This window comes from Pseudomonas sp. TJI-51 (genome assembly GCF_000190455.2).
GTDB lineage: Bacteria > Pseudomonadota > Gammaproteobacteria > Pseudomonadales > Pseudomonadaceae > Aquipseudomonas > Aquipseudomonas juntendi.
In genome coordinates this window covers 1-19223 of record NZ_AEWE02000059.1, presented here as the reverse complement: position 1 = coordinate 19223, position 19223 = coordinate 1, and the positions used below count along the sequence as shown (strand labels likewise).

Genomic DNA, 19223 nt, shown 5'->3' with positions numbered 1-19223 from the left:
CGGGCGTGCCCGCGAAGCTTTCAATGCCCCATCAATCCCGTTTGACCAACCCAGGCAACTGCGCCACCAGCTTCTGGTTGTTGAACGGCGCCCGAATGAACCCACGCTGACGCCCGTCCGGCCCGACCACCGCCAGGTTGCCGCTGTGGTCCACGGTGTAGCCCGGCTTGCTGGTATCTGCCGGAATGAATGGAATGCTCAGGGCATTGGCCAGCTTCTGGGTATCTTCGATCGACCCCGCCACCCCAATGAAGTCCTTGTCGAAATAAGCCAGGTACTGCTTCAGCTGGTTCGGCGTGTCGCGGTTCGGGTCGACGCTCACCAACACCACCTGCAACCGGTCGACAGCATCCTTGGGCAGCTCGCTCTTCACCTGGCGCAATTGGGCCAGGGTGGTCGGGCAGATGTCCGGGCAGTAGGTGTAGCCAAAGAACAGCAGCGACCACTTGCCTTTCAGTTCATCCAGCTGCACCGGCTGGCCATCCTGGTTGGTCATGGTTACATCTGCCACGGCGCGGCTTTGCGGCAACAGGATGATACCGGCATCGATCAGCTCGGCAGGGTTGGGCTGGTCGCGGCCATTGAGCACTTTGTTGACGGTAAGGCCCATGATCAGCGCGACCAGGGCAACGAGGACAAAGACGGTTTTCTGGGTTCGGGTCATAGGTTCAGCAACAGGTAGTGGTCGAGAAGCAACGCGATGAACAGCGCGAACAGGTACACGATAGAGTACTTGAAGGTGCCGATCGCTGCGTGCGGCCGGCTGCCACGGTACAACACCCAGGCCCATCGCAGGAAGCGCAGGCCCAGGGCCAGGGCACAGGCCAGGTACAGCGGGCCGCTCATGTGGATGGCGTAGGGCAACAGGCTCACCGCCAGCAATATCAGGGTGTACAGCAGGATGTGCAGCTTGGTGTAGCGCTCACCGTGGGTCACCGGCAGCATCGGAATGTCGGCCTTGGCGTATTCCTCCTTGCGGTGGATGGCCAGGGCCCAGAAGTGCGGTGGGGTCCAGGCGAAGATGATCAGCACCAGCAGCAACGGCTCGGCACTGACCTGGCCGCTGACCGCGACCCAGCCCAGAAGGGGTGGGGCAGCGCCGGCCAGGCCGCCAATCACGATATTCTGCGGCGTGGCACGCTTGAGAAAACCGGTGTAGAGCACCGCATAGCCAAGCAGCGAGGCCAGGGTCAGCCAGGCAGTGAGGGCATTGGTGAAAATCAGCAAAAGGGCCATGCCCAGCAGCGCCAGCGCCAGGGCAAACAGCAACGCCGGCAAGGGCTCGACACGGCCTTGGGCCAGCGGCCGCTTGCGGGTACGCGCCATCAGCGCATCGATGCGCCGGTCGACCACATGGTTGACCACTGCCGCGCCACCCGCGCACAGGCCGATACCCAGGTTGCCGAACACCAACACACTCCAGCCCACCCCCGCACGGGTGGCAAGGAACATGCCCGCCAATGAGGTGATCAACATCAGCACGACCACCTTGGGCTTGGTCAACTCCAGGTAATCGCGCCAGCTGGCCCGCTGGGTGCTCAGAAGCGTCGCCACGACTCGTTCCTCATGTGATGGGAAATGCCAACGCCGGTCACTGGCCGCAAGCGCCAGCCTTGGCCGACACCCACGCGTACCTTGTCGACCACCCGAATGCGGTAGTTCACCAGCACCATGCATAGCAACAGCAAAGCCCCACCGGCGTTGTGCGCCACCGCTATGGCCAGCGGCAGGTGCAGCAGCACATTGCTGATGCCCAGGCCTACCTGCACGGCCAACGCCAGCAACACCAGCCGGGCCAGGCCGCCCAAACCACAGCGCTGCAGTTTCCAGCTGAGCATCAGCAGCACGCAGGTGACCACCAGCGCGCCCAGCCGGTGGCTGACATGGATGGCCGTGCGCGCATCACTGTCCAGCTGCCCCCCCAGGTAGTTGGGGCCAACATGCTGGGTCAGGTGGAAACCATTGCTGAAGTCCGCCGCCGGCCACCACTGGCCATGGCAGGTGGGCAGGTCAATACAAGCAACCGCTGCGTAGTTGGCACTGACCCAGCCACCCAGGGCGATCTGCCCGATCACCACCAGCAAGGCCAGCGCAGCGACCCGCCGCAGGCTGAGCGGCAATTTGGGCAACGGCGCAAAGGCCCGCGAAAGCCGCAGGGTTAACAGGAACAGCAGGCTCAGCGTGGTGAAGCCCCCCAGCAAGTGGGCCGTGACGACCTGCGGCCAAAGCTTCAGGGTGACCGTCCACATGCCGAACGCCGCCTGGGCCAGCACCACACCCAGCAACAGCACAGGCAGGCGATAGGGTTGCCCGTCGCTGTGGTGCCGGCGCACTGCCTGCAAGGCGAGCAAGGCGATGACCACGGCCAGGCTGCCCGCGAAGTAACGATGAACCATTTCGGCCCAACCTTTCGCCGCCTCTACCGGGTGTTCGGGAAAGTGCAGTTCGGCATGGGCCAGCTGCGCTTCGCTTTTGGGTACGCTGATGAAACCGTAGCAACCGGGCCAGTCGGGGCAACCGAGGCCGGCGTGGGTCAGGCGGGTATAGGCACCGAGCAGGACGACCAGCAGTGCCAGCAGGGTGGCGCACACAGCAAGGCGGAATCCGGGTCTGGCCATGGCAGGCTCCTAGCCGATATTGGACAGCTTGAGCAGATGGCGCAGGTCATCCAGCACATGCTTGCCGTTGACCTTGGCGCCGTAGCGCAGCACCAGGTTGCCGTGCGGATCGACGATCCACAGCTGCGGGGCAACCTCGCCGACCTGCTTGAGGTAGCGCGGCGCATCCAGCGGGTAGCGTTGCAATTGCGGGTATTCGCGCCCGAGCAGGGCCTGGTAGTCGGCGCTCAGCGGCTGGGCGGCGGCCAGCGCATGGCTGGCCCGGCTGGCATCACGGCCCAGGCCGACCTGGATCTGCCGGGCCAGGTACACCAGCCGCTGGCATTCCTCGGCACAGGCCTGCGGCGCGCTGACCAGCAACTGCCAGCGCCCGTCCTCACCGGCCACGCCCAGGTCGGCACGGCTCTCACCGTTGCCGATCATGGCGCCGTGGTAACTGCGGCCCTCCGGCACCCAGAAGTTGAGTTTGTACATGCTGGTGGCCAGGACCATCGGGCCCAGCACCACCAGAAGAATCAGCAACAGCTGCAAACGCCCGCGGGCTTTGGGTTTGCTACGTTCAGGCACGTCCAGTGGAGTGGCGGTGGCCATGGCTTTTCTCCTTGTTTTGGCGCCAGCCGAAATAGAGGTAGAGCAGCACCAGGGCGATCGCCAGGGCAAACCACTGCACGGCGTAACCCATGTGTTTTTCCGGCCCCATGGCCACGATGGGCCAGCCCAGGCGGTAGCTTGCCGGGCCAGGTTCCAGGCGCAGTTCGTGGGCGAACCCCTCACGCCCGAGCTGCGCCCACAGTTGTGCCGCGTCGATGGCGGTCAACAGGTGCGGCCACTGGCCGCCGACTGGGTCCGGGTGCAGCTGGAACGTGTTGCCGGGTACCACATACACCGAGGCGTCGAGGGCCAAGGCCTGGGCGGGGGTATCGAAGTGCACCGGTACGCGGCGGTCCGGCCAGGGAAGCCAGCCGCGATTGACCAGCAGCCACAGGCCGCTGGCCTGGTCGTGGAAGGGTTGCAGCAATTCGACACCGGCCTGACCGTCGCGCATGCGGTTGTCCAGCAGCACGCTGTGCTCGGCGTCGAAGCGGCCGTACAGGTGCACGCGGCGCATGGCGTTGTCTTCGTTGCCATTCAACTGGCTGGTCGCCAGCGGCGCTTCGATACGTCGCTCGGCGTAGCTGGCCAGCAATGCGCGCTTTTCCTCGGCCCGGCCGAGTTGCCAGCAGCCAAGCGCGATCAGCCCCGGTAGCAGTGCAAGTACCACCAAGGTGGGTACCCAACCTGGGCGAAACGGCCTCACGGGCGCCTCGCTATACTTATCCACATCACCGCCCCCCCGGAGTAGCGCCATGCTCAAGGCCGCGATTGTCCTGATGCTGTTGGCCACGATCGCCAGTTTGTTCAGTGGCCTGGTGTTTCTGGTCAAAGATGATGAAAACTCGACCCGCCTGCTGAAAGCGCTGACGGTGCGGGTGACCCTGGCGGCGCTGACCATAGGGCTGGTCGCCTGGGGCTTCATCAGTGGTCAGCTCGTATCTCACGCCCCTTTCTGACGTTTTCACCTCGCCCTGTGGGAGCGGGCATGCCCGCGAATGCGATGTTGAATGCACCGGCGCATTCGCGGGCGCGCCCGCTCCCACAGGGTTCGCTAGTCACAGCACATACACAAAGATGAAAAGCCCCACCCACACCACATCCACGAAGTGCCAGTACCAGCTGGCCGCTTCGAAGCCGAAGTGTTTCTGCGGGTTGAAGTGGCCACGCAGGATGCGCACGAACATCACAATGAGGATGATCGTGCCCAAGGTCACGTGCGCGCCGTGGAAACCCGTGAGCATGAAGAACGTAGCGCCATAGATGCCCGAGCCCAGCGTCAGCCCCAGCTTGGTATAGGCCTCGTGGTACTCGAAGGCCTGCAGCGCGATGAAGCTGATGCCCAACACGATGGTCAGCGCCATCCAGCCTTTCAGCGCCCCGCGGTGGTCGCGGCGCAACGCATGGTGGGCCAGGGTGATGGTCACGCTGGAGCTGACCAGCAACAGGGTATTGATCAGCGGCAGGTGCCACGGGTCGATCACTTCCTTGGGCGGCGGGAACAGCTTCGGGTCCGGCATGTGCAACAGCGGCCAGGTGAACTCGAAGCCGGGCCAGAGCATATGGGCAACACCCTTGGCCCCTTCGCCACCCAGCCACGGCCCCGCCAGCACGCGCACGTAGAACAGCGCGCCGAAGAAGGCCAGGAAAAACATCACTTCCGAGAAGATGAACCAACTCATGCCCCAGCGGAAAGAGCGGTCCAGCTGGGCGCTGTATAGCCCTGCACGGCTTTCCTTGACCACCGCCCCGAACCAGCCGAACAACATGTAGGCCAGAAACAGAGCACCCACGAAGAAAATCAACGGCCCGTGCGACTCCGGGTGCCCGGCCTTCATGTCGTTGAACCAGGTACCCAGGCCGAACACGCTGATGAACATGCCGAGGGTAGCGATGATCGGCCACTTGCTCTGCGCCGGAACATAGTAATGCTCATGACTTGCCATTGCTGTTCTCCTTCCCTTAACGGGCGCCCTGGACGGCCTGGGCCGCAACTTGAGCGACCGGCGGGTGGCGAGCGGTGATGTCGAACAAGGTGTAGGCCAGCGTCAGGTGCTTCACGCTGGCCGGCAGGTCGCGGTCGACGATGAAGCGCACCGGCATTTCGATGCGTTGGCCGGGTTGCAGCACCTGCTGCGTAAAGCAGAAGCACTCGGTCTTGTGGAAGTACGCCGCGGCTTCGGCGGGGGTGATGCTGGGTATCGCCTGGGCACTCATCGGCCGGTCGGTCGGGTTATGGGCAATGAAGATCATCTGGTTGACCGCACCGGGGTGGACCTCCAGCTGATCGGCGCTGGAGTAGAAGTCCCAGACCATGTCGCTGGCGTTGGTCGACATGAACTGCACCCGGACCGACCGCGAGGGGTCACTGACCTGGCGGCCCTCGTACTGCCCGCCGGTCTTGCCATTGATGCCGAAGGCCTTGCACATCACGTCGTAGATCGGCACCAGGGCAAAGCCGAAGGCGAACATCACCACCGTCAGCATCAGCAGGCGCGTTACCAGGCGCTTCAGCGAAAGGCCTGTCATGGCGGCGCTCCTACTTCACTTCCGGCGGTGTCTGGAAGGTGTGGTAGGGCGCAGGCGAGGGGATGGACCACTCCAGGCCTTCAGCGCCGTCCCAGGGTTTGGCCGGTGCAGGCGCGCCGCCACGGATGCACTTGATGACGATGAACAGGAAGAAGATCTGCGTGGCACCGAACATGAACGCGCCGATCGAAGACACCATGTTGAAATCGGCGAACTGCAGGTTGTAGTCGGGTATGCGCCGCGGCATACCGGCCAGCCCCACGAAATGCATGGGGAAGAAGGCCAGGTTCATGCCGATGAACGACAGCCAGAAATGCAGCCTGCCAAGGGTCTCGTCATACATGTGGCCGGTCCATTTCGGCAGCCAGTAGTAGGCCGAGGCGAAGATGCCAAAGATCGCCCCAGGCACCAGCACATAGTGGAAGTGCGCCACCACGAAGTAGGTGTCGTGGTACTGGAAGTCGGCCGGTGCGATCGCCAGCATCAGCCCACTGAAGCCGCCGATGGTAAACAGTATGACGAAGGCGATGGCGAACAGCATCGGGGTTTCGAAGGTCAACGAGCCTTCCCACATGGTGCTGACCCAGTTGAACACTTTCACGCCGGTGGGCACCGCAATCAGCATGGTGGCGTACATGAAGAACAGCTCGCCGACCACCGGAATACCGACCACGAACATGTGGTGCGCCCACACGATGAACGACAGGAAGGCGATGGCCCCGGTGGCGTACACCATCGAGGTGTAGCCAAACAGGGGCTTGCGCGAGAATGCCGGGATGATCGAGCTGACCGCGCCAAAGGCGGGCAGGATCATGATGTACACCTCGGGGTGGCCGAAGAACCAGAACACATGCTGGAACAGCACCGGGTCACCACCGCCAGCCGCACTGAAGAAACTGGTGCCGAAGTGGATGTCCATCAACATCATGGTCACCACCCCTGCCAGCACCGGCATCACTGCAATCAGCAGGAACGCAGTGATCAACCAGGTCCAGACGAACAGTGGCATTTTCATCAAGGTCATGCCGGGGGCACGCAGGTTCAGGATGGTCGCGATCACGTTGATCGCCCCCATGATCGAGCTGACACCCATCAGGTGGATGGCGAAGATGAAGAAGGTGACGCTGGCCGGGGCATAGGTCGTCGACAGCGGGGCGTAGAAGGTCCAGCCGAAATTCGGCCCGCCACCGGGGCTGAACAAGGTTGAAACCAGCAGCAGGAACGCCGCCGGCAACAACCAGAAGCTGAAGTTGTTCATGCGCGGCAGGGCCATGTCCGGCGCGCCGATCATCAGCGGGATCATCCAGTTGGCCAAGCCGACGAAGGCCGGCATCACGGCGCCGAAGACCATGATCAGCCCGTGCATGGTGGTCATCTGGTTGAAAAACGCCGGTTCGACGATCTGCAGCCCCGGCTGGAACAGCTCGGCGCGGATCACCATGGCGAACGAGCCACCCAACAGGAACATGAGGAAGGCGAACCACAGGTACAGGGTGCCGATATCCTTGTGGTTGGTGGTCAGCACCCAGCGCATCAGGCCCTTGGCCGGGCCGTGCGCATGGTCATGGCCGTGGGCGTGGTCGTCGATCACTGCACTCATGTCCTGTCTCCTGCAATCCACTGATTGCCGCGAGTAACCCGGTTCACTTGGCTTCTGCCTGCTTCAGCGCCAGCACGTCCTTCGGCGTGACCATGTCGCCCTTGTTGTTGCCCCAGGCGTTGCGTTCGTAGGTCACCACGGCAGCGATATCGACCTCCGACAGTTGCTTGCCGAAGGCGGCCATGGCGGTACCGGGTTTGCCGTGGAAAACGATGCTCAAGTGACCTTCCTTCGGCCCGGTAGCGATCTTCGAGCCTTTCAGCGCCGGGAACATCGGCGGCAGGCCCTGGCCTTCGGCCTGGTGACAGGCCACGCAGGTGGTGTGGTAGACCTTGTCGCCGCGCGCCACCAACTCGTCCAGGGTCCATTCCTTGCTGGTCAGCTCCTTGAGCTTGGCCGCCTCTGCCTTGCGCTCGCCAAGCCAGGTGTCGTAGTCGGCCTGGGACTTGACCTCGACTACAACGGGCATGAAACCGTGGTCCTTGCCGCACAACTCGGTACACTGGCCGCGGTAGATGCCTGGCTTCTCGATGCGCGTCCAGGCTTCGTTGACGAAGCCGGGAATGGCGTCGCGCTTGACCGCGAAGGCGGGCACCCACCATGAGTGAATTACATCGGCCGCCGTCACCAGGAAGCGCACCTTGGTACCCACCGGCAACACCAGCGGTTGGTCGACTTCCAGCAGGTAGTGCTCGTCTTTGGGCGCCTGGTTGTGAATCTGCTCGGCGGGGGTGGCCAGGTTGCTGAAGAACTCCACGTCCTGGCCCAGGTACTTGTAATGCCACTTCCACTGGTAGCCGGTGACCTGGATGTCGATATCCGACTCGCTGGCGTCATAGATGTCGATCAGGGTCTTGGTGGCCGGTATGGCCATGGCCACAAGGATCAGGAACGGGACCACGGTCCAGAGGATTTCCACCCAGGTATGCTCGTGGAAATGCGCGGCCTGCTGGCCGGTGGAGCGGCGGTGGATGACCATGGACCAGAACATCGCGCCGAACACCACGATGCCGATGACCACGCAGATCCAGAAGATGGTCATGTGCAGATCGAAGACGGCGTTGGAGACTTCCGTCGCCCCCGGGTGCATGTTCACGGTCCAGGCAGCGTTGGCCTGACCCAGAACCGACCACAACAGCAGGCCCATCCAGACAGGTGGATGTCGCATCATTGCGGGTTCCCCTTCTCGTTCTTGTTTTCCCGGAGGCGTGGCCTGCGGCAAGAGGGAACGGCGGTCAAGACTGCCTGGCTTCAACGACCGAGCCCCTGCTAAAAGCAGTCGGGCCTCATCAACGAATCACGTTCACCGGGAGTATAGACAGCGACCAATGCCGCGCAACGAAGGCAATGAAATGAACTTCACGAAACAGCTATATCCCTTGAAAACCGCAGGCTTGAGGGGGAATGGCCAAATAGTGGCCATGCTATATTCCAGGTAACGCAGAATTTGAAATCATCTATAACAAACTCGTCTTAGGTATGCCGTATACCGAGCTAATTTAGTGTCTTCCGTTTGAAACGTAATGTCCCTGGAGTTGTCATGAACATCGCTGCTGTACGCGAGCAGGTAAGCCAAGCCCATCAACATGAAGGCCAGACTGGCCAATTGAAACAGCGTCTCGAGCTGCAACTGCCCCACCTGCACCCCTCGATCCAACTGCCTGAGCAGGACGCACAGGGTACTTTGGCGCGCTTCGTCAGCGCCTACATCGAACAGGTTCCGGAACTGCTGGAGGCGGCCCATGAAGTCGCCCTTGAGGCCGGCATCGAGTCGCAGATCAAGCCTGTATTGAAAATTGCCGAGGCTTACTTCCTGCAGCCACCCGAGGTCATGAACGGGCATGTGGGGCTGGACTGCCTGCTAGATGAGGCATACCTGGCGCACCGCCTGGTGGAGGAGGTGAATGACTTGTACATCCGTCACTTCCAGCAGCCGCTGATCCCCGTCGACACCACCGTCGCCAACCTGATTGCCCACCAGTTGATCGGCGAAGAATTTGCCAACCAGCTGGATGAAGTGGTGCACCACTCGGTGGATGAGATGCTCAATGACGCAAGCTTTGCGGCTGAGTCGGTGGAAGCCTACCGCGAGACGCTGACTAGCCCGGCAACCGGTGAGGCGTGGAAGCGCTGGCCGTGCCTGTCGCGTCAGCTGGGTGTCGAGCTGGGTCAGCCGACCTGATACTCCTGTGCCGGCCTCTTCGCGGGTTCACCCGCGAAAAGGCCAGTTCAGGTACTACAGAACTTCAACCTCAGGCCCCCACACCCGCCGTAGTCCGTAACCGTCCCTCGATTCGCCGCTTCAACCGCCGCTGTTCGATCAGCAACCGCGAGCCATTGGCAGCATTGCTGCGCCCCCAGTCCTCCAGCAGTTCAAGGCACGAGTGGTCGATATAGCTCAGGTTACCCAGTGGCACATGCAACGTGGTGCCCGCCGGCACGCCATCGAGCACCTGGGTCAATGCCGGTACCTTGAGGAAGGTCGCGGCGCCACTGAGCCGCAATTCCATGTGCCCAGGCTTTTCCAGATCGACCAGGTTGATCTTCAACCGTGCCGCCCTGAATGCCAGCTTCAGCAAGGTCAGGGCAAAGCCGAGCAACACGCCGGTCAGCAGGTCGGTAAAGATGATCGCCAGCGCCGTCGCCGCATAGGTGAACATCGGCATGCGGCCATAACGGCCCAACCCACGGAACGCCTTGAAGTCGACCAGCTTGATCCCCGTGAACACCAGCACACCTGCCAGGCTGGCTACCGGTATCTGCTGCAGCACACTGCTCAACGCCACCACGAAAGCCAGCAGCCACAAGCCATGGAAAATGGCCGAAGCGCGTGTTTGCGCACCTGCCTGCACGTTGGCCGAGCTACGTACGATCACCCCGGTCATCGGCAGTGCACCCAGCACCCCGCAGAGCATGTTGCCAATGCCCTGTGCGGACAGCTCACGGTCGAAGTCCGAACGCTGGCCACTGTGCATGCGGTCGACCGCAGCCGCTGACAGCAAGGTTTCGGCACTGGCAATGAATGCCAGGGCAAAGGCGGCGACGAGCAGGGCAGGGTCGGCCAGTTGCATCAAGTCACCGGGGCGGAGCCAGTCGATGGCTTCGGACAAGTCAGCCGGTACTTCCACGCGGTTCACGGGCAAGGCCAACCACATGCTGATGATGGTCATGCTCGCCACACCCAGCAGGGCGCCTGGTACAAAGCGCAGGCGCTGCGGCCGCAAACGTTCCCAGCCCCACATGATGGCGATGGTGCCCAGGCCCAGCGCACCGGCTATCCAGCCAGCGCCGGCGCTTTCGTGGGGCATGGCCGCAGCGAGGGTCGCCGGGAACTGCACAAGGTTCTGCATACCCGATGGCTGCGGTGCGGTGTCGAACATCACATGCACCTGCGACAGCACGATCAACACACCAATGCCTGCCAGCATGCCGTAGACCACCGCCGGCGCGGTGACGCGGAACCAGCAGCCCAGGCGCAGGCGCCCGGCCAGCAATTGCAGCAAACCGGCCAATAACAGGATCGGCCCGAGCATGGCCATGCCGTGCTGGCGTACCAGCTCGAAGACCAGCACCGCAAGGCCCGCCGCCGGACCACTGACTTGCAACGGCGAACCGGCGAGGAAGCCGACCACGACACCGCCGATAATGCCGGTAATCAGGCCCTTGGCCGGCGGCATGCCCGAGGCGATGGCAATGCCCATGCACAAGGGCAGGGCCACCAGAAAGACCACCACCGAAGCCAGCAACTCACGCGGCAGGGCCGCTTTCAGCTGTGTAATGTTCACCATGTTTCTCCTTTCTCTAGTCGCACGGCCATTCCCCTGGCCATGGGCACGTTGGGTCCCCGACAAGCGCGCAGGCGCGGGCCGCCAGCGGGCTCGCCGGCAGGGCAGTCAGGGTATTCAGGGCAGCCGAAGGCCGCGCCACACCCCTACAGGGTGCAGCCGGCTATCAAGGTTTTAACGGCGGACGGGTCGCTTAGTAGCGGCCTCTCGGAGTGGCGCATGGCACCGGTTGGCCTGCGGCCAGGGGCATGAAGCTGTCGCTGGCAGCGTCGTAGGCTTCGATCCTGCTGGTCTCGATGTCATAGATCCAGCCATGGATGTACAGCTGACCCGCTGCAAGCCCCGAAGCCACCGAAGGGTGGGTGCGCAAGTGGTGCAGCTGGGCAATGACGTTCTCTTTGGTCAGCACTTGCATGCTTTCATGTTCGCTGCCGCACGAGCAGTTGTTCTCGACCACGGTGCGGGCCACTTCGGCGTGGCGCAGCCAGGCGCCAACGGTTGGCATCTTGGTCAGCGATTGCGGGTTGAGTACCGCACGCATCGCGCCACAGTCGGAGTGGCCGCAGATGATGATGTGGTGCACTTTAAGTGCCATCACCGCGTACTCGATAGCGCTGGAAACGCCACCGTTCATCTGGCCATAAGGCGGTACTACGTTACCTACGTTACGGGTCACGAACAGGTCGCCTGGCGAACTTTGCGTGATCAGTTCGGGCACGATGCGCGAGTCGGCGCAGGTAATGAACATGGCGCGCGGTGTTTGCGCAGTGGCGAGCTTCTTGAACAGCTCTTGCTGTTCAGGGAAGACGTCATGGTGAAAGCGCAGGAAACCGTCGACGATGTGCTTCAGGGCAGCATCGGCGCTTTCAGCGGGGACCTGCGGTACGACCTTGGATGGGTCCTTGACGGGCATGATTCATCCTCTTGACGGTGTGTAGGTAAATCCATTTTACCGGTTAAAGATTCTGGCTATGCAGGGTTTTAGATGACACGCACAGCCCATAGATCACAGTCGGTGTGGATTGGTTGCCTACGCTAACCGGGAAAACTTAACTGAAACTTAATTCGAGGGCTCTAGAACGGGCGTTCCAGATATAAAAGCGGGATCTGAATAATAGCAAAAAAACATCAACTGCCAATATGTATTAGCGTAATTATTGGCTGCCATTAGTGAGGCTTTCTGTAGGGCGTGTTTACCTTGGCTGTCAGAACAGTGCCATCTGCTCGCCCGGCGGGGAAAAGGCCGAGCAATCCAGCACCTGTGACTCGCGCCCTTCGAACGCCAGGCGTTTCATCGCCTTGGCGAAACGCTGCGCCAGCAACTCGGCAAATACCCCCTCACCCCGCATGCGTGTGCCAAAGCGGCTGTCGTACAGCTCGCCATCGCGGCTCTGGCGGATCAGGCTCAGCACATGCGCAGCGCGCTGTGGGTAATGGTCGTGCAACCACTGCTCGAACAGCGGCGCCACCTCCAGCGGCAGGCGCAGCAGCATGTACGCCGCGCTCTGCGCCCCGGCCGCCTTGGCCGCTTCCAACAGGCGCTCCAGTTCGCTGTCGTTGATCATCGGTATCATCGGCGAGCACAACACGCCCACCGGCACGCCTGCTTCGCGCAGCACACGAATGGCCCGCAACCTTGCCCCTGGCGCTGCCGCCCGGGGCTCGAGCACCCGCTTGAGGTCATCGTCCAGCGTAGTCAGGCTGATCATCACCCGCACCAGGCGCTGGCGGGCCATGTCGGCGAGCAGGTCGAGGTCGCGCAGCACCAGGGCCCCTTTGGTGACGATGGTCACCGGGTGGCGAAAACGCAGCAGTACCTCAAGCAGGCGCCGAGTCAGCAGTTGCTCGCGCTCGATGGGCTGGTAAGGGTCAGTGTTGGAGCCCAGGTTGATCGGTGCACACTTATACCCAGGTTTGCTCAACTGCTGCACCAGTACCTCGGCGGCGTTGGTCTTGGCGATCAGCTTGGTTTCGAAGTCCAGGCCTGGGGACAGATCCCAGTAGGCATGGGACGGGCGGGCATAGCAGTAGATACAGCCATGCTCGCAACCGCGGTAGGGGTTGATCGAGCGGTCGAAGGGCAGGTCAGGGGAAGTATTGCGCGCGATGATGGTCTTGGCGGTTTCAGCCCTGACCTCGGTGCCTTGGGTAACGGGCACCTCCTGATACCAGCCATCGTCTTCGAGCACCGACTGGCGTGGTGCAAAACGATTGTGTGGGTTATGGCGGGTACCACGACCGCGAACAGGATCCATGCTGTTAGCCCCTTACTGGTTATGCATACAGTATATTACCAGCAGCGCCTTCACCCTTGTTGTCAGGGAGACAAGTGGCGCCTTGCATACGGCTCCAGCGACATGGGCCTGCCGGCGAATGCGTTGAACGACGCCGTCATCCGGCGCATTCCGCCCTTGGCCAGGATTTCGTCGCGCAGGCGGCGGCCCAGCGCCCGATGATCGGCGTCGGCCGCCTCGAATGCGCTGAACGCGTCAATGGCATGGACCTGCGCCCACTTGTAGCAGTAATAACCCGCTTCATAACCCGTGACCATGTAATCGAACCCTTCGGCAAACCTGTCCTGGGCGAAGGCTTGCGGCAAGCCGACCTGCTGGGTTGCGGCAATCGCCAGTTGGCGAAGGTCGTGGCGGGCGCGATCGTCGCAATGCGCGACGAGATCGAACCAGCACAGCCGCAGTTGCTCGGCTTCCGCCACCGCCTGGAAACGACGTTTGCCAGCGAGCCACTGCTGCATCTGGGGCAATGGCACTGGTGGCGCACCCGTTTCCGGCTGCGGCAACGCCAACAGTGCCGGGGCAGACCAGCACCACTGTTCGAGCAAGGTGCCGACGAATTCGCAGGCATCGGCGCCCAGCGCGGAAGTGGCGGTGCGATTGAGGCGCCGGTGCTGGTTGGTGACCAGCAACTGATGCAGGGCATGGCCCGCCTCGTGGAACAGCTTGCAAAGGTCTGCGTGATCCAAGTTGGGCGTGACTTGCCCAGGCTGCAGCTCGAAACAGCAGGAAAGCAGAACGGCGGGCAACGTCACCACACCGTCGGCCTCCACATGGCGCTGGCGCATGGGATAACTGTACGGCCAGGGCAGCTTGCCTGGGCGTTGGTAGGCATCCAGGTAGATATGCCCCAGCCGGGCATGCCCGTCCATTACCTCCAGTACCTGCACATCGGGGTGCCAACCTGCCACATCGCACGCCACGATACGCACGCCAAGCACCTGTTCATGCAGTTGCCACAGCCCCTGCAGGACGCTGCCCAGGGGGAAACGCTCGCGCAGGCTGGCGTCGATCGCCTCGTTGCCTTGCAGCCGCAGCTTTCGGCCAAGGTATGCCACGTCCCACGGGGCAAGCGCCTCGATACCCAATTCGCTACCCAGCACCTGCATCGCCTTCAGCTCCTCCTGCAGGCGCGCGCTGTTCTGCTGGATCAAGGCGTTGATGAAGGCCTCGACCTGCGAGGTGTCACGCGAGTCCTTGGCTTCAAGGCTCAACTGCGCCGCGTTGGCCAGGCCCAACAGCCGCGCACGCTCATGACGCAGCCGCAACAGCGCCTGCAGCACCGAGCCATTGTCCAGGGCGTAGTTGCCGCCCAGGTCGCAAGCCAGCTGCCGTGAGGCCTGATAAACCTCTTTACGCAAATCACGCGCGTCGGCCCACTCAAGGACCACTTGCACCGTGCGCTCGTCAAGGTCGAGCAGCCAACCCGCCTGGCCCTGCGCCGCAGCCTTGACTGCCAGCCGATCACGCTCAACGCCTGGCAGGCCGGCCAGGCGCGCCTCGTGCGGCACCAGGCAAGTCCAGGCCTCACGTGCCTGGATCAGGTTACTCATGAATTGCTGCTCAAGCCCGACGATCGCCTGCTCGGTGGTGTGCAGTTGCTTGCGCGCGCCAGCGCCCAAACCATGGCCGGCGTGGCGGAACGCCCTGAGGATCAGTTTGAGCACAGCCTGGCGCTCGTCATCCAGCTGCGCGGGATCGAGGCGCTGGTAGGCTTCATACAACCTTGAGTGCTCGTGCTTGTATCGCGCCCAGTCGAGCAGCAACTGATTACAAGCATCGACCTCCACAGCCCATGCCTGGCTTTCGTACACCAACGGCACGAGCATGTGCAGCAGGTCTTCCAGCCGCTGGTCAAGCTGCTCGACGGCCAGCACCAAGCTATCCCAACCTGGCGCCGGGCCGCTGTGTTCGATGATCTGTTCGAGCGCCGCGACATTGGCGTCGCGAATGGACAAGAAGGCGGGTTGAAGCTGCTCGGGCCGTAGCGACGGGTAGTCGAGCAAGCCATGGGCAATTCGAGCAAGGCCGTGATTCACGAAGCACCTCAGGGGCAAGTCAGGGGCCGACACTGTAGCCAGCCCCCTGTTACCCCGCAGAAGCTCTATGTAACGCCCTGTACCCTTACTCTGCGGGTTTCTTCAACTTCGGATTAGGGAAGAACTGCACCGTCTGTACCTTGGCCGCAGGGGTTTTCGGCTCGAGGTGGTTGACCCGTGTCCCCAACTCCTTGGGCACCGACAAGCCCTGTTCGTTGAGCGTATCGGTAAAGCCGCAGGCCACGCACTCACGGTGCGGTACGTCGTCTTCGCTCCACATCATCAGTTTGTCGGGCTGGCTGCATGCCGGGCATACAGCCCCGGCAATAAAGCGCTTCTTGGTCTTGTTCACGGCTACCTCACTCATGCCGCAGCGGCCTCGGCCAAGCCACTGTGGCGCAGCAATGCATCAATGGAAGGCTCACGGCCACGGAAGTCGACGAACAGTTCCATGGGCTCGCGCGAGCCGCCACGCGCCAGGATCGCTTCGCGGAAGGCGCGGCCGGTTTCGGCATTCAGCACGCCTTCTTCCTCGAAGCGCGAGAAAGCGTCGGCCGACAGCACTTCAGCCCACTTGTAGCTGTAGTAACCCGCTGCGTAACCGCCGGCAAAGATGTGCGCAAAGCTGTTGGGGAAACGGTTGTACGCCGGCGGGCGCATGACCGAGACCTCATCGCGTACGCCTTCGAGCACCTGCAGCACGTTGCGGCCGTCGCCATGGCTGGCATGCAGTTCGAAGTCGAACAGCGAGAACTCCAGTTGGCGCACCATCATCATGCCCGACTGGAAGTTTTTCGCCGCCAGCATCTTGTCCAGCAGGTCCTGTGGCAGGGCCGCACCGGTTTCATAATGCCCCGAAATAAGCGCCAGGCCTTCCGGCTCCCAGCACCAGTTTTCCATGAACTGGCTAGGCAGCTCGACGGCATCCCAAGCCACGCCATTGATGCCGGAAACCCCGGCATGCTCGATGCGCGTCAGCATGTGGTGCAGGCCGTGGCCAAATTCGTGGAACAGCGTGGTGACCTCATCATGGGTCAGCAGCGCCGGCTTGCCAGGCGCAGCCGGGGTGAAGTTGCACACCAGGTTAGCCACCGGGCTTTGCAACTGGCCGCTGGCGGTGCGGCGCCGGTCACGGGCGCCGTCCATCCAGGCACCCCCGCGCTTGTTGGCACGGGCATACAGGTCGAAGAAGAAGCGCCCGACGTGCTGGCCGTTTTCCTTGATTTCGAACAGGCGGACATCCGGGTGCCAGCTGTCGAAGCCCTTCAACTCGGCGATTTCGATGCCATACAGGCGCTGCACGATGCTGAACAGGCCGCTAAGTACCTTGTCGATCGGGAAGTAGGCGCGCAGGGCCTCCTGCGACACGCTGTAGCGCTGTTCGCGCAGCTTCTCGCCATAGTATCCGGCGTCCCAACTGGCCAGCTCTGGGCAGCCTTGCTCGGCGGCATAGGCCTTGAGCTGCTGCAGGTCCTGCGCGGCAAACGGCTTGGAGCGTTGAGCCAGGTCGCGCAGGAAGCTCAGTACCTGGTCACTGGACTCGGCCATCTTGGTCGCCAGGCTCAGCTCGGCGTAGTTCTTGTAGCCCAGAAGCTCGGCCAGTTCCTGACGCAGGTCGAGGATTTGCTTCATCACCGGCCCGTTGTCGTTCTGGCCAGCGTTCGGGCCCTGGTCCGAGGCGCGGGTGCAGTAGGCCGCGTACACCTCTTCGCGCAGGGCGCGGTCGCTGGCGTAGGTCATCACGGCGTAGTAGCTGGGGAATTCCAGGGTGATCAGCCAGCCGTCGAGGCCCTTGGCCTGCGCTGCAGCGGCCATTTGCGCCTTGGCCGAATCGGTCAGGCCGGCCAGTGCGGCCTCGTCGGTCACATGCTTGGTCCAGGCCTGGGTGGCGTCCAGCAACTGGTTGGAGAAGCGGCTGCCCAGCTCACTGAGCTTGCTTTGCACATCGGCATAGCGCTGCTGCTTGTCCGCTGGCAGGTCGATACCCGACAGACGGAAGTCACGCAGGGCATGTTCGAGTATGGTTTTTTGCGCCACATCGAAACCGGCGGCCTCCGGGCCGCTGATCAGCGCCTGGTAGGCTTCGAACAACGCACGGTTCTGGCCCAGTTCGGTAGAGTAGGCGCTGAGCGCTGGCAGGCACGACTCGTAAGCCTCGCGCAATTCAGCGCTGTTGCACACCGCGTTGAGGTGGCTGACCGGGCTCCAGGCTGCACCCAGGCGGTCGTTCAGTTCGTCCATGGCCAGCACCAGGCCGGCCCAGGTAGGGTTGCTGCCTTGCTTTTCGAGGATCTCGGCAATGGCTTCACGGTTGTCGGCCAGGATCGCTTCGATCGCCGGCAACACGTGTTCGGCACGGATTTGCGAGAAGGGCGGCAGATCGTAGGACTGCAGAAGCGGGTTGTTCGCACTCACGGTTCGGATACCTTGGCAGAAGAAACACTGCCCCATCTTAATTACAATCGAGGCCGACCGCAGCAGGCAGCCTGCCTATCGACACAGATGAGAGACGCTATCATGGCCATTCGCAGCTTCCAGCAACACACTCCGAAAGTGGGGCCCAGGGCATTCGTCGACCGTTCGGCGGTGGTGCTGGGCGACGTTGAAATCGGCGAAGACAGCTCGGTCTGGCCACTGACCGTGGTGCGCGGCGACATGCACCGCATCCGGATTGGTGCGCGCACCAGCGTGCAGGACGGCAGCGTGCTGCATATCACCCACGCCGGCCCGTTCAACCCGGACGGCTTCGCGCTGATCATCGGCGACGAAGTGACCATCGGTCACAAGGTGATGCTGCATGGCTGCACGTTGGGTAACCGCATTCTGGTCGGCATGGGCAGCACGGTCATGGACGGTGCGATCGTGGAGGATGAAGTGATCATTGGCGCCGGCAGCCTGGTGCCGCCAGGCAAGCGCCTGGTCAGCGGCTACCTGTACATGGGCAGCCCGGTGAAACAGGCGCGGCTGCTCAATGACCAGGAGCGGGCGTTTTTCGCCTACAGCGCCAGCAACTATGTGAAGCTCAAGGACCAGCACCTGGCCCAAGGCTTCGATCAACCTGAATGAGCGCATTTGCGTGGAACCTTGTACATGCACCAGCAAAACATCCTGTTCGACCTCGACGGCACCCTGACCGACCCACGCCTGGGCATCACCCGCTCTATCCAGTATGCCTTGGCAAAGCTGGGCATCGATGAGCCAGACCTGGCCCGCCTCGAGCACTTCATCGGCCCACCTTTGTTGCAGGCGTTCATGCAGTTCTATGGTTTCGACGAAGCCAAGGCGTGGGAGGCGGTCAATTTCTACCGCGAGCGCTTCCGCGTGACCGGGCTGTACGAAAACCTGGTGTTCGCCGGCGTGCCGGAGCTGCTCCAAGCCCTGAACAGCCAGGGCCGCACGCTGTATATCGCCACTTCCAAACCGTGGGAGTTTGCCCGCGAAATTGCCCGGCACTTCGCCTTCGACCACCACTTCAAGGTGATCTACGGCAGCGAACTGGACGGCACGCGCACCAACAAGGTTGAGCTGATTCGCCATTTGCTGGACGAAGAAGGGCTGGACCCGGCGCAGACGCTGATGATCGGTGACCGAAAGCATGATCTGATCGGCGCGCGCAGCAATGGCTTGCAGGCCGTGGCGGTGGGCTATGGGTTTGGTAGCCGGGAGGAGTTGATGGCCGAAGCACCGGCTTTCCACTTCGCCACGCTGGCCGAGATGCATCAGGCATTTACCAAGGCCTGAGGGCCTTCAGGGCTGCTTTGCAGCCCATG

19 protein-coding genes are annotated in these 19223 nt (G+C 62.5%); 4 read left to right on the top strand and 15 right to left on the bottom strand.

What is annotated here, in order from left to right; all coding sequences use genetic code 11:
- Positions 1-31: 31 nt before the first annotated feature.
- Genes G1E_RS13485 through G1E_RS13465 form a run of 5 tightly spaced genes read right to left on the bottom strand, consistent with a single transcriptional unit; the run spans position 32 to position 3915 of the window.
- Entirely contained in the window at positions 32-664 is a 633-nt protein-coding gene (locus G1E_RS13485; protein WP_009683600.1) for an SCO family protein, read from the bottom strand.
- Positions 661-1554: a heme o synthase gene (cyoE, locus tag G1E_RS13480; protein WP_009683601.1), complete on the bottom strand. Its 894-nt coding sequence runs from the start codon at positions 1552-1554 to the stop codon at positions 661-663. Before cyoE ends, G1E_RS13485 begins: the two co-directional genes overlap by 4 nt.
- A complete protein-coding gene (locus G1E_RS13475) occupies positions 1539-2618 on the bottom strand; it encodes a heme A synthase (RefSeq protein WP_009683602.1) in 1080 nt (359 codons plus the stop codon). The genes cyoE and G1E_RS13475 overlap by 16 nt, the downstream gene beginning before the upstream one ends.
- 9 nt (positions 2619-2627) lie before the next feature.
- Positions 2628-3209, bottom strand: coding sequence for a hypothetical protein (locus G1E_RS13470; protein WP_009683603.1), 582 nt, complete (start codon positions 3207-3209; stop codon positions 2628-2630).
- The gene (locus tag G1E_RS13465) at positions 3178-3915 is read right to left on the bottom strand and encodes an SURF1 family protein (protein WP_033690521.1); all 738 of its coding nucleotides are present in this window, start codon (positions 3913-3915) and stop codon (positions 3178-3180) included. Before G1E_RS13465 ends, G1E_RS13470 begins: the two co-directional genes overlap by 32 nt.
- Before the next feature lie 49 nt (positions 3916-3964).
- Between G1E_RS13465 and G1E_RS13460 the strand changes: the two genes are divergently transcribed.
- Complete coding sequence (locus tag G1E_RS13460; protein ID WP_003258925.1) at positions 3965-4168, top strand: twin transmembrane helix small protein; 204 nt, start codon at positions 3965-3967, stop codon at positions 4166-4168.
- Between the two features lie 99 nt (positions 4169-4267).
- On the opposite strand, the gene G1E_RS13455 is transcribed toward G1E_RS13460, so the two are convergent.
- From G1E_RS13455 to coxB, 4 genes are read right to left on the bottom strand one after another with little or no spacing between them, the layout of a single operon-like run.
- Positions 4268-5155, bottom strand: coding sequence for a cytochrome c oxidase subunit 3 (locus tag G1E_RS13455; RefSeq protein ID WP_009683605.1), 888 nt, complete (start codon positions 5153-5155; stop codon positions 4268-4270).
- 16 nt (positions 5156-5171) lie between these two features.
- Positions 5172-5738, bottom strand: coding sequence for a cytochrome c oxidase assembly protein (locus tag G1E_RS13450; RefSeq protein ID WP_009683606.1), 567 nt, complete (start codon positions 5736-5738; stop codon positions 5172-5174).
- Positions 5739-5748: 10 nt separating this feature from the next.
- Positions 5749-7338, bottom strand: coding sequence for a cytochrome c oxidase subunit I (gene ctaD / locus G1E_RS13445; protein ID WP_009683607.1), 1590 nt, complete (start codon positions 7336-7338; stop codon positions 5749-5751).
- Positions 7339-7381: 43 nt separating this feature from the next.
- A complete protein-coding gene (gene coxB / locus G1E_RS13440) occupies positions 7382-8509 on the bottom strand; it encodes a cytochrome c oxidase subunit II (protein WP_009683608.1) in 1128 nt (375 codons plus the stop codon).
- 369 nt (positions 8510-8878) lie between these two features.
- Between coxB and G1E_RS13435 the strand changes: the two genes are divergently transcribed.
- Positions 8879-9520, top strand: a complete 642-nt coding sequence (locus G1E_RS13435; RefSeq protein WP_029886289.1) for a hypothetical protein — start codon at positions 8879-8881, stop codon at positions 9518-9520.
- Between the two features lie 70 nt (positions 9521-9590).
- On the opposite strand, the gene G1E_RS13430 is transcribed toward G1E_RS13435, so the two are convergent.
- The 6 genes from G1E_RS13430 to prlC all read right to left on the bottom strand — a co-directional run bounded on the left by G1E_RS13430 (position 9591) and on the right by prlC (position 17904).
- Entirely contained in the window at positions 9591-11126 is a 1536-nt protein-coding gene (locus G1E_RS13430; RefSeq protein WP_009683611.1) for a SulP family inorganic anion transporter, read from the bottom strand.
- 190 nt (positions 11127-11316) lie between these two features.
- Positions 11317-12036, bottom strand: coding sequence for a carbonic anhydrase (locus tag G1E_RS13425; RefSeq protein WP_009683612.1), 720 nt, complete (start codon positions 12034-12036; stop codon positions 11317-11319).
- A 292-nt stretch (positions 12037-12328) separates the two neighbouring features.
- Positions 12329-13378: a PA0069 family radical SAM protein gene (locus G1E_RS13420; protein WP_009683613.1), complete on the bottom strand. Its 1050-nt coding sequence runs from the start codon at positions 13376-13378 to the stop codon at positions 12329-12331.
- Positions 13379-13440: 62 nt separating this feature from the next.
- A complete protein-coding gene (locus G1E_RS13415) occupies positions 13441-15453 on the bottom strand; it encodes a M3 family metallopeptidase (protein ID WP_132475849.1) in 2013 nt (670 codons plus the stop codon).
- Positions 15454-15538: 85 nt separating this feature from the next.
- Positions 15539-15820, bottom strand: coding sequence for a YheV family putative zinc ribbon protein (locus G1E_RS13410; RefSeq protein WP_009683615.1), 282 nt, complete (start codon positions 15818-15820; stop codon positions 15539-15541).
- Positions 15817-17904 carry an oligopeptidase A gene (gene prlC / locus G1E_RS13405; RefSeq protein ID WP_082437923.1) on the bottom strand — a complete coding sequence of 696 codons (2088 nt, stop codon included), beginning with the start codon at positions 17902-17904 and terminating at the stop codon, positions 15817-15819. Before prlC ends, G1E_RS13410 begins: the two co-directional genes overlap by 4 nt.
- 66 nt (positions 17905-17970) lie before the next feature.
- Between prlC and G1E_RS13400 the strand changes: the two genes are divergently transcribed.
- Positions 17971-18519: a gamma carbonic anhydrase family protein gene (locus G1E_RS13400; RefSeq protein WP_009683617.1), complete on the top strand. Its 549-nt coding sequence runs from the start codon at positions 17971-17973 to the stop codon at positions 18517-18519.
- Between the two features lie 24 nt (positions 18520-18543).
- A complete protein-coding gene (locus G1E_RS13395) occupies positions 18544-19194 on the top strand; it encodes an HAD family hydrolase (protein ID WP_009683618.1) in 651 nt (216 codons plus the stop codon).
- Positions 19195-19223: the final 29 nt, after the last annotated feature.

What these genes read in the sequence shown, in the direction of transcription:
- ctaD (WP_009683607.1), bottom strand. Translation starts at nt 7,338, where the DNA reads ATGAGTGCAGTGATCGACGACCACGCCCACGGCCATGACCATGCGCAC.
- G1E_RS13475 (WP_009683602.1), bottom strand. Translation starts at nt 2,618, where the DNA reads ATGGCCAGACCCGGATTCCGCCTTGCTGTGTGCGCCACCCTGCTGGCA.
- G1E_RS13400 (WP_009683617.1), top strand. Translation starts at nt 17,971, where the DNA reads ATGGCCATTCGCAGCTTCCAGCAACACACTCCGAAAGTGGGGCCCAGG.
- coxB (WP_009683608.1), bottom strand. Translation starts at nt 8,509, where the DNA reads ATGATGCGACATCCACCTGTCTGGATGGGCCTGCTGTTGTGGTCGGTT.
- G1E_RS13430 (WP_009683611.1), bottom strand. Translation starts at nt 11,126, where the DNA reads ATGGTGAACATTACACAGCTGAAAGCGGCCCTGCCGCGTGAGTTGCTG.
- G1E_RS13435 (WP_029886289.1), top strand. Translation starts at nt 8,879, where the DNA reads ATGAACATCGCTGCTGTACGCGAGCAGGTAAGCCAAGCCCATCAACAT.
- G1E_RS13485 (WP_009683600.1), bottom strand. Translation starts at nt 664, where the DNA reads ATGACCCGAACCCAGAAAACCGTCTTTGTCCTCGTTGCCCTGGTCGCG.
- G1E_RS13395 (WP_009683618.1), top strand. Translation starts at nt 18,544, where the DNA reads ATGCACCAGCAAAACATCCTGTTCGACCTCGACGGCACCCTGACCGAC.
- G1E_RS13410 (WP_009683615.1), bottom strand. Translation starts at nt 15,820, where the DNA reads ATGAGTGAGGTAGCCGTGAACAAGACCAAGAAGCGCTTTATTGCCGGG.
- G1E_RS13425 (WP_009683612.1), bottom strand. Translation starts at nt 12,036, where the DNA reads ATGCCCGTCAAGGACCCATCCAAGGTCGTACCGCAGGTCCCCGCTGAA.
- G1E_RS13470 (WP_009683603.1), bottom strand. Translation starts at nt 3,209, where the DNA reads ATGGCCACCGCCACTCCACTGGACGTGCCTGAACGTAGCAAACCCAAA.
- G1E_RS13420 (WP_009683613.1), bottom strand. Translation starts at nt 13,378, where the DNA reads ATGGATCCTGTTCGCGGTCGTGGTACCCGCCATAACCCACACAATCGT.
- G1E_RS13460 (WP_003258925.1), top strand. Translation starts at nt 3,965, where the DNA reads ATGCTCAAGGCCGCGATTGTCCTGATGCTGTTGGCCACGATCGCCAGT.
- G1E_RS13455 (WP_009683605.1), bottom strand. Translation starts at nt 5,155, where the DNA reads ATGGCAAGTCATGAGCATTACTATGTTCCGGCGCAGAGCAAGTGGCCG.
- prlC (WP_082437923.1), bottom strand. Translation starts at nt 17,904, where the DNA reads ATGGGGCAGTGTTTCTTCTGCCAAGGTATCCGAACCGTGAGTGCGAAC.
- G1E_RS13450 (WP_009683606.1), bottom strand. Translation starts at nt 5,738, where the DNA reads ATGACAGGCCTTTCGCTGAAGCGCCTGGTAACGCGCCTGCTGATGCTG.